9 protein-coding genes are annotated in these 12,476 nt (G+C 61.7%); 4 read left to right on the top strand and 5 right to left on the bottom strand.

Going from position 1 to position 12,476, the window contains the following annotated elements; translation table 11 throughout:
• The 4 genes from dnaA to gyrB all read left to right on the top strand — a co-directional run bounded on the left by dnaA (position 1) and on the right by gyrB (position 6,436).
• On the top strand, positions 1 to 1,488 hold the full coding sequence (gene dnaA / locus H2O77_RS00005) for a chromosomal replication initiator protein DnaA (RefSeq protein ID WP_043331654.1): 1,488 nt from the start codon (positions 1 to 3) through the stop codon (positions 1,486 to 1,488).
• A gap of 145 nt (positions 1,489 to 1,633) precedes the next feature.
• Positions 1,634 to 2,737, top strand: coding sequence for a DNA polymerase III subunit beta (gene dnaN / locus H2O77_RS00010; RefSeq protein WP_043331653.1), 1,104 nt, complete (start codon positions 1,634 to 1,636; stop codon positions 2,735 to 2,737).
• Between the two features lie 176 nt (positions 2,738 to 2,913).
• Positions 2,914 to 3,999, top strand: a complete 1,086-nt coding sequence (gene recF, locus H2O77_RS00015) for a DNA replication/repair protein RecF (protein WP_215823646.1) — start codon at positions 2,914 to 2,916, stop codon at positions 3,997 to 3,999.
• Positions 4,000 to 4,018: 19 nt separating this feature from the next.
• Complete coding sequence (gene gyrB / locus H2O77_RS00020; protein ID WP_153634997.1) at positions 4,019 to 6,436, top strand: DNA topoisomerase (ATP-hydrolyzing) subunit B; 2,418 nt, start codon at positions 4,019 to 4,021, stop codon at positions 6,434 to 6,436.
• 164 nt (positions 6,437 to 6,600) lie between these two features.
• Here the strand turns inward: gyrB and H2O77_RS00025 are convergent, their stop codons facing one another.
• From H2O77_RS00025 to glyQ, 5 genes are all read right to left on the bottom strand, one after another.
• Positions 6,601 to 7,548 carry an alpha/beta fold hydrolase gene (locus H2O77_RS00025; RefSeq protein WP_215823647.1) on the bottom strand — a complete coding sequence of 316 codons (948 nt, stop codon included), beginning with the start codon at positions 7,546 to 7,548 and terminating at the stop codon, positions 6,601 to 6,603.
• 155 nt (positions 7,549 to 7,703) lie between these two features.
• Positions 7,704 to 8,216 (bottom strand): S-ribosylhomocysteine lyase, encoded by a 513-nt coding sequence (luxS, locus tag H2O77_RS00030; protein ID WP_043331647.1) that lies wholly within the window; start codon positions 8,214 to 8,216, stop codon positions 7,704 to 7,706.
• Between the two features lie 137 nt (positions 8,217 to 8,353).
• Positions 8,354 to 8,983, bottom strand: coding sequence for a D-glycero-beta-D-manno-heptose 1,7-bisphosphate 7-phosphatase (gene gmhB / locus H2O77_RS00035; protein WP_064503225.1), 630 nt, complete (start codon positions 8,981 to 8,983; stop codon positions 8,354 to 8,356).
• A 376-nt stretch (positions 8,984 to 9,359) separates the two neighbouring features.
• The gene (glyS, locus tag H2O77_RS00040; protein WP_215823648.1) at positions 9,360 to 11,429 is read right to left on the bottom strand and encodes a glycine--tRNA ligase subunit beta; all 2,070 of its coding nucleotides are present in this window, start codon (positions 11,427 to 11,429) and stop codon (positions 9,360 to 9,362) included.
• Positions 11,430 to 11,431: 2 nt separating this feature from the next.
• On the bottom strand, positions 11,432 to 12,388 hold the full coding sequence (gene glyQ, locus H2O77_RS00045) for a glycine--tRNA ligase subunit alpha (protein ID WP_107335756.1): 957 nt from the start codon (positions 12,386 to 12,388) through the stop codon (positions 11,432 to 11,434).
• Between the last annotated feature and the right edge of the window lie 88 nt (positions 12,389 to 12,476).

Here is a 12,476-nt window from a genome sequence, read left to right on the forward strand (position 1 = left end):
GTGTCGCTCGCACTTTGGCAACAATGTCTTGACGCCCTGCAAGACGAGCTGAATTCACAGCAGTTCAATACCTGGGTTCGTCCCCTGCAGGCTGAGGAAGGCGACAGCGGAGAGCTGTGCCTGCTCGCCCCCAACCGCTTCGTGCGTGATTGGGTCAATGACAAGTACCTCAAACGAATTCACGAGCTGCTGCGTGAGCTGGCACCGGGCAAGCCGCCCAAGGTCGAGCTGAGCGTCGGTAGCCGCCGGACCGTCTCGAACCCGCGTCCGGAAGGCGCGGCTGCGTCGCCGGTATCTGCTCAGGCGCAAGCGCCGGGCCAGATGCCGAGCCCGCGTGCCCCTTCCGTGCATACGCCGCCGCGGGGCAATTTCGCGGAAGAGCGTGAGATGGCCGGCGATGGCGCCCGGGAACAGGCACCGCGTCGCAACACGCGCCAGGTGCAGGTAGAAGGTAGCCTCAAGCATTCCAGTGGCCTGAATCCGAACTTCACCTTCGAAACCTTTGTCGAAGGCAAGTCCAACCAGCTGGCCCGCGCGGCCTCGCGTCAGGTCTCCGAGAATCCCGGCGGCGCCTACAACCCGCTGTTCCTGTATGGCGGCGTGGGTCTGGGCAAGACCCACCTGATGCACGCGGTGGGCAATCATCTGGCCAAGCAGGGCGGCGAGAATGCCAAGGTGGTCTACCTGCATTCCGAGCGCTTCGTGGCGGACATGGTCAAGGCGCTGCAGCTCAACGCCATCAATGACTTCAAGCGTTTCTACCGTTCGGTGGATGCGCTGCTGATCGATGACATCCAGTTCTTCGCTGGCAAGGAGCGCTCCCAGGAGGAGTTCTTCCACACCTTCAATGCGTTGCTCGAGGGTGGTCAGCAGATGATCCTGACCTCGGATCGCTATCCGAAGGAGATCAATGGGGTCGAGGAGCGTCTCAAGTCACGCTTCGGCTGGGGGCTGACCGTCGCCATCGAGCCGCCGGAGCTCGAGACGCGCGTCGCGATCCTGATGAAGAAGGCCGATCAGGCCAAGGTCGATCTGCCTCACGATGCCGCCTTCTTCATCGCGCAGAAGATCCGCTCCAACGTGCGCGAGCTGGAAGGTGCCTTGAAGAAGGTCATCGCCGACTCCCACTTCATGGGGCGCGCGATCAATCAGGACTTCATCCGTGAATCCCTGAAGGACCTGCTGGCACTGCAGGATAAGCAGGTGGGTGTGGACAACATCCAGCGCACCGTGGCCGAGTACTACAAGATCAAGATTTCCGATCTTCACTCCAAGCGTCGCTCGCGCTCCGTCGCCCGTCCGCGTCAGGTCGCGATGGCGCTCGCCAAGGAGCTGACCAACCACAGCCTGCCGGAAATCGGCGATGCCTTCGGTGGGCGAGACCACACTACGGTGCTGCATGCCTGTCGCAAGGTGGCCTCGCTGCGTGAAGAGAACGCCGATATCCGCGAGGACTACAAGAATCTGCTGCGTCTGTTGACCAGCTGATCGAATTGCAGCGGCAGGTCGGGTTGGCGACAATCACGCTATCGGCCTGCTGTGCTCCGGGCTTGCCTGTCGCGGCCCCGAATTTCTTTTGCGTGCGCGCTGCCTGTCAGCGAGCATTGCCCCGTTTCCAGAGAGTGGAGTCTCCATGAAATTTGCCATTTCGCGTGAAGCCCTGCTGCGCCCGCTGTCCCTGGTGGCGGGTGTCGTCGAGCGTCGCCAGACACTGCCGGTGCTGTCCAATGTGCTGCTCGAAGTGTCCGATCAGCAGCTGTCGCTGACCGGGACGGACCTTGAGGTCGAGCTGATCGGGCGTGTCGAGCCCAGCCGTGTCGATGAGCCGGGTTCCGCGACGGTGCCGGCGCGCAAGCTGATGGATATCTGCAAGTCACTGCCCGAAGGCAGCGAGATCATTCTCGCGCTGGAAGAAGGGCGTGCCATTCTGCGCAGCGGTCGTTCACGCTTCACCCTGTCGACCTTGCCGGTGGCCGAGTTCCCGAACATCGATGATGGCCAGGGCGATATCACCGTCAGCCTGCCGCGCGGCACCCTCAAGCATCTGATCGACGCGACCTCCTTCGCGATGGCGCAACAGGATGTCCGTTATTACCTCAACGGCATGCTGCTGGAACTGACCAGCAACCTGGTGCGTACCGTGGCGACCGATGGTCACCGCCTGGCCGTCTGTGAGCAGGCCGCTGACATCAGCGTGCCGGAAGCGCAGAAGCTGATCATCCCGCGCAAGGGTATCCTTGAGCTGACGCGCCTGCTCGACGGCAGCAATGAGCTGATGACATTGACGGTCAGCGGGACGCACGTGCGTGCCCAGACCGGCGACTTCACCTTCACCTCCAAGCTGGTGGACGGCAAGTTCCCGGATTACGAGCGCGTTGTCCCGCGTGGCGGTGACAAGGTCATCGTGGCCGAGCGTGCCGAGCTGCGTCAGGTACTGTCGCGCACCGCGATTCTCTCCAATGAGAAGTACCGTGGCGTGCGCCTCTATCTGGAGGCCGGCAACCTGCGCGTGCTGGCCAACAACCCCGAGCAGGAAGAGGCCGAAGAGAATATTGCCCTTGATTATCAAGGGGCTGGCCTCGAGATCGGCTTCAATGTCGGTTACCTGATCGATGTGCTGGGAGTGCTGGATGCCGATCGCGTACAGCTGACGCTGTCCGATGCCAACAGCTCGGCGCTGCTGGAAGAGCCGGGTGGCGGCGATGCGCGTTACGTAGTGATGCCGATGCGTCTGTAATATCGTAATTTCTATTTAAATCAGTATCTTGAATCGTAATTGTGGCGCAATTGACGCACGCAATCGCAGAATGAGCCTCGACAACACCCGCCATTTTCACTCCTGAATGGCGGGTGTTGTCGTATTTGAGCCCCGAAGGCGGCCATGGCTCTTTTTCTCTATCGAATGAGGCCGTCATGGCGCTTGAACGACTCCAATTCCAGAATCTGCGCAACCTGGCGACAGTCGATATTGCGCCGGGAAAAGGGGTGAATCTGGTCAGTGGTGCCAATGGCAGTGGCAAGTCGAGCCTGCTGGAAGGTGTCCATGTGCTGGGGCTGGCGCGCTCTTTCCGCACGCACAAGCTCAAGCATGCCATTGCGCATGACACGGCGGGAATGACGCTGTTTGGCCGCCTGGCAGGCGATCCGCCGCGCCCCCTGGGGGTAAGGCGTGATCAGGCTGCAGATGGGCTGGAGATGCGGCTGGATGGCGAGAAGGTCGAGCGAGTCGCCCAGCTGGCTCAGGCCTTGCCGTTGCAGCTGATCAATCCGGATGCCTTCCGGTTGCTGGAGGGTTCACCCTCTGCCCGACGTGAGTTCCTCGATTGGGGTGTGTTTCACGTGAAACACGACTTCTTCGACGTCTGGCGCCGCGTGCGTCGGGCGCTCAAACATCGGAACGCACTGCTCAGGCATGGTAAGATGGACGTTCAGGCACTTAACGTCTGGGATCGAGAGTTTGCTCACTGGAGCGAGCGTCTTGATGCCCTGCGCATGGAATATATGCAGGCGCTGGCACCTCTGTTTCAAGCCACGCTTGCCGAGCTGATAGATTTACCCGAGCTGACTCTGCGCTATCAGCGCGGTTGGGATGCCAAGCGCCCTCTGGGCGACGTGCTGGCAGCAGGGCGCGACAGTGATAGCCATATGGGCTTTACCCAGACTGGCCCACAACGCGCCGACTTGCGTATTCGCCTGGGGCGACGCCCTGCAGTCGAGGTGTTGTCTCGCGGCCAGCAGAAGCTGGTGGTCAGCGCTCTCAAGCTGGCTCAGGGTCGCTTGCTCGAAGAAATGAACGGACGTACCTGTGTCTACCTGATCGACGATCTGCCGGCGGAACTGGATGGCGAGCATCGCCGTCTGTTCTGCCAGCTGTTGGCAGGCCTCGAGTGCCAGGTCTTCGTGACCTGCGTCGAACCCGAAACATTGGATCGGGTATGGTTGCCGAACACTGATGTCAGGATGTTTCACGTGGAACACGGGCGACTGCACACGGAATGATTTCACGACGGAGAAGCCAATGAGCGAACAGGCTTACGACTCATCAAGCATCAAGGTCCTCAAGGGCCTGGATGCCGTACGCAAGCGCCCCGGCATGTATATCGGTGATACCGATGACGGCACGGGGCTGCATCATATGGTGTTCGAGCTGGTGGATAACTCCATCGACGAGGCGCTGGCCGGTCACTGTAGCGAAGTCCGGGTCGTTATTCATGCCGACGAGTCAGTTTCCGTCAGCGACAACGGTCGTGGTGTGCCGACCGAGATCCATGAAGAGGAAGGCGTCAGCGCAGCGGAAGTCATCATGACCGTGCTGCACGCAGGCGGTAAGTTCGATGACAACTCCTACAAGGTCTCCGGCGGTCTGCACGGTGTGGGTGTCTCGGTCGTCAACGCGCTATCCGAAGAGCTCAAGCTGACCATCTGGCGTCAGGGCAATGTCCACGAGCAGATCTATCGCCATGGCGAGCCGCAGTCGCCGCTGGGCATCGTGGGCCAGACCGAGAAGACCGGTACCCTGGTGCGCTTCAAGCCTTCCCCGCTGACCTTTGCCAATATCGAATTCCACTACGAGATTCTGGCCAAGCGTCTGCGCGAGCTGTCCTTCCTGAACTCCGGTGTCGCCATCCGTCTGATTGACGAGCGCAGTGGCAAGGAAGAGCTGTTCCATTACGAAGGTGGCCTCAAGGCGTTTGTTGACCATATCAACACCAACAAGGCGCCCTTGAATCCGGTGTTCCATTTCGAGATGGAGCGCGAGGATGGCATTGCCGTCGAAGTGGCGATGCAGTGGAATGAAGGCTTCGCCGAGAATATCTTCTGCTACACCAACAATATTCCTCAGCGCGATGGCGGGACTCACCTGGCCGGTTTCCGTGCGGCACTGACGCGTACGCTCAATAGCTATATTGAGGCGGAAGGTCTGCTCAAGAAATCCAAGGTCGGTACGACCGGGGATGATGCCCGTGAAGGCCTGACCGCGATCATCTCGGTCAAGGTACCGGACCCGAAGTTCTCCTCGCAGACCAAGGACAAGCTGGTCTCTTCCGAGGTCAAGACAGCCGTCGAGCAGGAAATGGGCCGTCTGTTCTCCGAGTATCTGATCGAGAAGCCCAACGAAGCCAAGGGCATCGTCAACAAGATGCTGGATGCGGCGCGGGCGCGTGAAGCCGCACGCAAGGCGCGTGATATGACGCGTCGCAAGGGCGCCCTGGATATCGCAGGTCTGCCGGGCAAGCTGGCTGACTGTCAGGAGAAGGACCCGAGTCTCTCCGAACTGTACCTGGTCGAGGGTGATTCCGCTGGTGGCTCCGCCAAGCAGGGGCGTGATCGTCGTACCCAGGCGATCCTGCCGCTGAAGGGCAAGATCCTCAACGTCGAGAAGGCGCGCTTCGACAAGATGCTGTCGTCTGCCGAGGTTGGCACGCTGATCACCGCGCTGGGTTGCGGTATCGGTCGTGAAGAGTTCAACCCCGACAAGCTGCGCTATCACTCCGTCATCATCATGACGGATGCCGACGTCGATGGTTCGCACATCCGTACGTTGCTGCTGACCTTCTTCTTCCGTCAGATGCCGGAGCTGATCGAGCGCGGTCATATCTTCATTGCCCAGCCGCCGCTCTACAAGATCAAGCGTGGCAAGCATGAGCAGTATCTGAAGGACGAGCAGGCGCTGCAGGACTATCTGACCGCCACGGCGCTGGACGGCGGCAAGCTGCACGTCAACGCCGATGCCCCGGGTATCGCCGGCGCTCAGCTGGAAGCACTGGTCAACCAGTATCGTGGCGTGATGAAGCGCATCGATCGTCTGGCGCGCGTCTACCCGTCTGCCGTGCTGCGCAAGATAGTGCACGCTCCGCATCTGGATGAGGCCGCTCTCGCGGACCAGTCTCAGGTGCAAGGCTGGATCGACGGTCTCCAGAAGGAAATGGATGACCTGATTGCCTATGAGGGCGGCCCGCACTACAGTTTCACTCTCAGCCACGACGGCGAGCGCAATCTCTATCTGCCGGCGGTGACGCTGACAGCACATGGTGTCAGCAGCGATTACCTGTGGGATGTCGACTTCTTCAAGTCCGCCGACTACCGCGAGATGAGTGAGCTGGGCAACATGCTGGAAGGCCTGCTGGAAGCTGGCAGCTACGTCTCGCGCGGTGAGCGCAAGAAGGAAGTCGTCACCTTCTACGAAGCCCTCGACTGGCTGATGAAGGAAGCGGCACGTGGCTTCAGCATCCAGCGCTACAAGGGGCTGGGTGAGATGAACCCGGATCAGCTGTGGGAAACCACCATGGATCCGGAGTCCCGTCGCATGCTGCGTGTGACCGTCGAGGATGCGATCGGTGCCGATCAGATGTTCAACACCCTGATGGGTGACGAAGTCGAGCCGCGCCGTGACTTCATCGAGCGCTTCGCGCTGGTGGCCAACCTCGACGTCTGATGGTGTTGAGCTAGCGCTTGGCGGATGTCTTGCCAAGCCGAGCCAGAAAAACGGCCCCTGATCTTCGATCAGGGGCCGTTTTGGCATGTGCGTTTTGCCGCAATCAAGGGCAAGGATAACCGCGAGGGGCAGGGCTCGGCTCGATCACGGCCGAGGGTGTCGTCTCAGCCGGGCGTGTCGTCCTGATCGGGGCGTTGCTCGGCCAGCCAGGTGGTGATTCGCTCTGCCGTGATGGAGGCCGTCGCAAGCCCCAGGTGATCGATCGTCTCGAGGACTTCCACCTGCGCCGCGGGGTGGTGGGGTTGCAGACATTGGGCAAGGCGCTCGGCATGAAACGCCTCGTCGTGCTCGCCGATCAGAGCCAGCACTGGCAGCTGATGGTGGGCGAGCGCCTTGAGGTCACTTTGATAGTCGCGAGGATTGAGGCCCGTCATCAGGCGCCACGAGTAGGCGTCGGTGGTATGTGCATCGCGGTACTCTGGCGGGATATTGAAGCCAAGGACCTCAATATGATCCAGGCGATGGATGCCGAGCCGGTTCAGGAGTGCGCAGGCCAGCATCCGCGCGATGCGTGGCTGTGCCCAGCGCGAATCACGGCGCATGTTGGGCGCGAGATGATGCAGGTACGGTGCCAGCAATATCACGCCGTGCAGCGGAATGCTGGCACGCTGGCGCTGACAGACAGCGGCCGAGAAGCGCAGTGCCAGGCCGCCTCCGGCAGAGTGGCCAGCGACAATGACTCTGGCATCGGCTGGTAGCTCGAGCGACAGGATCAGGTCCTCGAGATCTTCCTCGAGCTGGAGCAGGTGGTCGATGTCGCCACGTCGCTGCGGGGCTGGGCCGTGGCCGCGCAAGTCCGGCGTATGCACATGATGACCGGCCTCAGCCAGGCGCGTTGCCAGCGATGCGAGATAACGGCTATCAGCGCTGGAGCCATGCAGCAGGATGAGGTGTGAGCGGCCCCCTGACATGCCTGCTGCGGGATAATGGCGACAGCCCAGGCTGCTGTCATCGCGGCAGCGGTAGGGGACGAGTTCATTCGGCGCTGACCACGCTTCCTTGTCTGCCAGGAAGGTCGTGAAATCAAAGGCATGGCTGCTGGAATTTGGCATTGGCTACACTCGCTCGGATGTCACGTCATGAAAAAAGCCCGCTATCTGATCCGGTCAGATAGCGGGCTTTTTCGTTCAAGTGCTCGGCGCACTCGACGGGCTGATCAAGCCCCGTGCCTCAAGTCTCGATGTCTCAAGGCATGCTGCCTCAAGACTCAGTGCGCCTGATTGAGGAAGCCTTCATCCAGCTTCAGCTCGTCATTGCGGTTGACGCCGATATCGCGGGACAGGATGTTGCTGGCGATCTGCTTGGCTTCTTCCAGAGAGTGCATCTGTGCGGTGCCGCACTGATAGACGTTGAGCTCCGGGATCTCTTCCTGACGCGCCACGTTGAGCACGTCCTGCATGGCAGCAGACCAGGCTGCGGCAACGCGAGCTTCTTCCGGTTCACCGATCAGGCTCATGTAGAAGCCGGTACGGCAACCCATCGGTGAGATATCGATGATCTCGACGTCATCACCGTTGAGGTGCTCGCGCATGAAGCCGGCGAACAGGTGCTCGAGGGTGTGAATGCCTTTCTCGGAGAGAATCTCTTCATTCGGCACGCAGAAGCGCAGGTCGAAGACGGTGATGTTGTCGCCTTTCGGGGTGCCCATCTTCTTGGCCACGCGCACGGCAGGCGCCTTCATGATGGTGTGATCGACAGTGAAGCTATCCAGCAGTGGCATGTGAAGCCTCCAGCATGAGGAAGTGAGACAGGCAGGCAGTCGCCCGCCCGGATTCATGTCTGAAGGGTAGCATATCGCCGCTACTGATTAGAGAGGCAAGCGCGCCGTGCGCAGGGTTATCGCCGGGCAGACGCGCCTCACAGATAGCTTTCGGCAGCGGCTTCACAGCTGACGCAGCGGCGCTGGGACTTTCCCGGCTCACCATCCGATATGGGGTGATTGAGCTCACCATCGAGCAGGCGGTTGGTGAAGTCGGCCAGGTTGGCCACTACCAGCACGTCCTTGAGCCCCTCGCCATCTGCCAGCGTCTTCTGGCCCTTGCCGGTCATCACCAGCGCGGCGCGACAGCCAGCCTTCTGGCCCGCGATGAGGTCACGCAGGCTGTCACCCAGCATCCAGGCACCTTCGAAGTCGGGAATCTGCAGGGCATCCTGGATCTGGTGGAGCAGGCCGGGTTCCGGCTTGCGGCAATCGCATCCGTCGTCCGGGCCATGCGGGCAGTAGGCAATGTGAGCGATATCGCCACCGGCTTCCTTCACCAGCTGCATCATCTTGGTGTGCATCTGGTCGAGTTCGCGGTGACCGAAGTGGCCACGGGCGATGCCGGACTGATTGGTCGCCACGGCCACGGTATAGCCAGCGCGGGTCAGGCGGGCAATGGCCTGGATGGAAGTGGGGTATTCGATCCACTCCTCGGCGTTCTTGACGAAGGCATCGGAGTCTTCATTGATGACACCATCACGGTCGAGCACGATCAGTTTTTGCATGGTCAACTCTTCACTTCAGGGCAGTCAGGGGCGTCAGCCGGGCTGCTTGTCAGGGGTCGCCGCTTTGCCTGGAAAATTGTGAGCCGAGTCACAAGATGACGCTCGCACGTGGGGATGGGCAAATGGCGCCGAGTGGTCGAAGTGCGTGGTGCGACAGGCTGCCGCGCTTTTCGAACACTGTTTCTATACTGGAATACTAGTGCGACCTAGGTAGGGGATCAAGGCAGAAATTGTGACATCGCTGCCGTGTTGCGTGAAATCCTGTCACGCAACACGGCATTTCGGGACCCCGGATGCAAAAGAACCCCGCCGTGGCGGGGTTCTTTTGCAGAGACTGCGAGTTACCGATGTCAGGGACAGCGTGGATCGGCAGTTCTTATTGGGTCAGCAGACTGATGTCGGCCACACCCATGAACAGGCCTTGCAGACTGGCCAGCATCGCCAGACGATTGGCGCGCACGGCGGCATCGTCGGCGTTGACCATCACCTGATCGAAGAAGGCATCGACCGGTTCGCGCAGGCTGGCCAGTGCATCAAGGGCCTCCTGGTAGCGCGCCGCGGCGAACAGCGGTGCCACTTCCGCGCCACGTGCCGTCAGGGCGTCTGCCAGTGCCTGCTCGGCCGGCTCGCTCAACAGGCTCGCATCCACCTCGGTGCGACCATCGTGCTCGGCCTTGGCGAGGATGTTGGAGACACGCTTGTTGGCTGCAGCCAGGGCAGCGGCTTCCGGGCGTTCGCCGAAGGCGTGCACGGCACGCAGACGACGTGCGAAGTCCAGCGGATTGCTGATCTTCAGGGTACGCACGGCCAGGTACAGCTCGGCACCCATGCCTTCATCGCTGGCCCAGGCGCGGAAGCGATCGAGCATGTACTCGAGCACGTCCTCGACCAGTCCTTCGGCCTTGGGCAGATCACGATGCTGCTCGGCGCTGACGGTCAGCAGCTCGCGCAGGTCGAGGCCCAGCTCACCCTTGATCAGGATGTTGAGCACCCCGATGGTGGCGCGACGCAGCGCGAACGGGTCCTTGGCGCCGGTCGGACGCTGACCGATACCGAAGATGCCGGTCAGGGTGTCGAGACGGTCGGCCAGGGCAATCGCCATGCCGGCCTTGGTCGTGGGGATCGCATCGCCGGCGAAGCGCGGCAGATACTGTTCTTCCAGCGCGAGAGCGACGGTGGCATCTTCGCCATCGTGACGGGCGTAGTAGTGGCCCATGATGCCCTGCAATTCCGGGAACTCCAGCACCATCTCGGTGACCAGGTCGGTCTTGGCCAGCTGTGCGGCACGTGCGGCGTGGTCGACATCGGCACCGATGCGTTCCGCGATGTGGCGTGCCACGGCTTCGCTGCGACGGGCCTTCTCGGCCATGCTGCCCAGCTTCTGCTGGAAGACGACGCTCTCGAGCTTCTCGCGACGCGATTCCAGCGTGCTGCGCAGGTCGGTCTCGTAGAAGAAGGCAGCATCGCCCAGGCGCGGACGAATCACCTTCTCGTTACCGGAGATGACCTGTTGCGGGTCCTTGCTCTCGATATTGGAGATGGTGATGAAGGCCGGCTTGAGCTTGCCGTCGTTGTCCAGCAGGTGGAAGTACTTCTGGTTGGCCTTCATGGAGGAGATCAGACATTCCGCCGGCACTTCCAGGAAGCGCTCGTCGAAGGTGCCTGTCAGTGCCACCGGCCATTCCACGAGGCCGTTGACCTCGTTGAGCAGGGCTTCCTCGATGACGGCATTGGCACCATAGACTTCCGCCTCGGCCTGGACCTGTTCGCGGATACGCTCACGGCGCACCTCACGGTTGGCCAGCACGCGGGCATCTTCCAGCGCGTCGAGATAGTCCTCGGCGTGCGCCAGCGTGATGGCCTGCGGCGCATGGAAGCGGTGGCCGAAGGTGGTGCGACCGGAGTCGAGGCCGAGCACGCTGGCCTCGATCACTTCGCTGCCGTAGAGCGCGACCAGCCAATGCACCGGACGCGAGAACTCGATGCGTGAGGCACCCCAGCGCATGTTCTTCGGTACCGGCAGGCGAGCCACGACCTGCTCCAGCATGGCCGGCAGCAGGGCGGAGAGATGCTCGCCCGGCTGGGTGTGACGATAGCCGAGCCAGGTGCCCTTGTCGGTTTCCAGCTCGATCAGATCACTGACTTCGACGCCGCAGGAGCGGGCGAAGCCCTGCACCGCACGGGTCGGTTCGCCATCCTTGAAGGCGGCGGCCTTGGCCGGTCCGCGCTTCTCGATCTCGCGGTCCGGCTGGCGCTCGGCCAGGGATTCGATCATCACCGCCAGACGACGCGGTGTGGCGTAGGCACGTACCTGACCGAAGGCGACTTCGGCGTCGCGCAGGCCATCGGCGAGGCCGTTGGCGAGGCTGTCAGCGAGTGCGTCGATGGCGCCCGGCGGCAGTTCTTCGCAGCCCAGTTCGATCAGCAGGGTATTCACGGAGGCCATGCTTACGCGTCTCCCTCGGTAGTGGTGTCATCGGCGGCGAGCAGCTCATCACGCAGCGCCTGCGGGGCCAGCGGGAAGCCGGCGGCCTTGCGCGAATCGTAATAGGCGTGGGCCACATCACGGGCGAGAGTGCGCACGCGCAGGATGTAGCGCTGACGCTCGGTGACGGAGATGGCGTGACGCGCATCCAGCAGGTTGAAGGTATGTGATGCCTTCAGGACCTGCTCGTAGGCCGGCAGCGGCAGGTTGGCGGTCAGCAGCTTCTGGCACTCGCTCTCGCAGTGATCGAAGGCAGCGAACAGCTCCGGCACGGCAGCGTGCTCGAAGTTGTAGGCCGATTGCTCCTTCTCGTTCTGCAGGAAGACGTCGCCATAGGTCACGACGGAGCCGTCCGGCGCGGTGGTCCAGATCAGGTCGTAGACGCTGTCCACGTCCTGCAGGTACATCGCGATGCGCTCGAGGCCGTAGGTCAGCTCGCCGGTGACCGGGAAGCATTCGATGCCGCCTGCCTGCTGGAAGTAGGTGAACTGGGTCACTTCCATGCCGTTGAGCCACATTTCCCAGCCGAGGCCCCAGGCGCCCAGCGTCGGAGATTCCCAGTTGTCCTCGACGAAACGGATGTCGTGGACCAGCGGGTCGATGCCCAGACGCTCCAGCGAGCCCAGATAGAGCTCCTGCAGGTTGGCCGGTGACGGCTTCATCACCACCTGGAACTGATAATAGTGCTGCAGGCGATTGGGGTTTTCGCCGTAGCGGCCGTCGGTGGGACGGCGGGAAGGCTGCACGTAGGCAGCGTTCCAGGTTTCAGGACCGATGGAGCGCAGGAAGGTCGCCGGGTGGAAAGTCCCCGCGCCAACCTCCATATCCAATGGTTGCAGGATGATGCAACCCTGTTCGGCCCAGTATTGCTGCAGGGCCAGAATCAGGCCCTGGAAGGTTTTCACGTCTGGCTGTGTCATTGGTGAAGCCCGTTGGCCCATGAATTCGAGAACTGCCGAGTATACAATCCCCGCTTATCGGGTTATAGGCCGCAGACGAAACCGAGTG

Origin of the sequence: Cobetia sp. 4B (assembly GCF_018831605.1) — a bacterium.
GTDB classification, from domain to species: domain Bacteria; phylum Pseudomonadota; class Gammaproteobacteria; order Pseudomonadales; family Halomonadaceae; genus Cobetia; species Cobetia amphilecti.

What these genes read in the sequence shown, in the direction of transcription:
- glyS (WP_215823648.1), bottom strand. Translation starts at nt 11,429, where the DNA reads ATGGCCTCCGTGAATACCCTGCTGATCGAACTGGGCTGCGAAGAACTG.
- recF (WP_215823646.1), top strand. Translation starts at nt 2,914, where the DNA reads ATGGCGCTTGAACGACTCCAATTCCAGAATCTGCGCAACCTGGCGACA.
- dnaN (WP_043331653.1), top strand. Translation starts at nt 1,634, where the DNA reads ATGAAATTTGCCATTTCGCGTGAAGCCCTGCTGCGCCCGCTGTCCCTG.
- H2O77_RS00025 (WP_215823647.1), bottom strand. Translation starts at nt 7,548, where the DNA reads ATGCCAAATTCCAGCAGCCATGCCTTTGATTTCACGACCTTCCTGGCA.
- gyrB (WP_153634997.1), top strand. Translation starts at nt 4,019, where the DNA reads ATGAGCGAACAGGCTTACGACTCATCAAGCATCAAGGTCCTCAAGGGC.
- gmhB (WP_064503225.1), bottom strand. Translation starts at nt 8,983, where the DNA reads ATGCAAAAACTGATCGTGCTCGACCGTGATGGTGTCATCAATGAAGAC.
- luxS (WP_043331647.1), bottom strand. Translation starts at nt 8,216, where the DNA reads ATGCCACTGCTGGATAGCTTCACTGTCGATCACACCATCATGAAGGCG.
- glyQ (WP_107335756.1), bottom strand. Translation starts at nt 12,388, where the DNA reads ATGACACAGCCAGACGTGAAAACCTTCCAGGGCCTGATTCTGGCCCTG.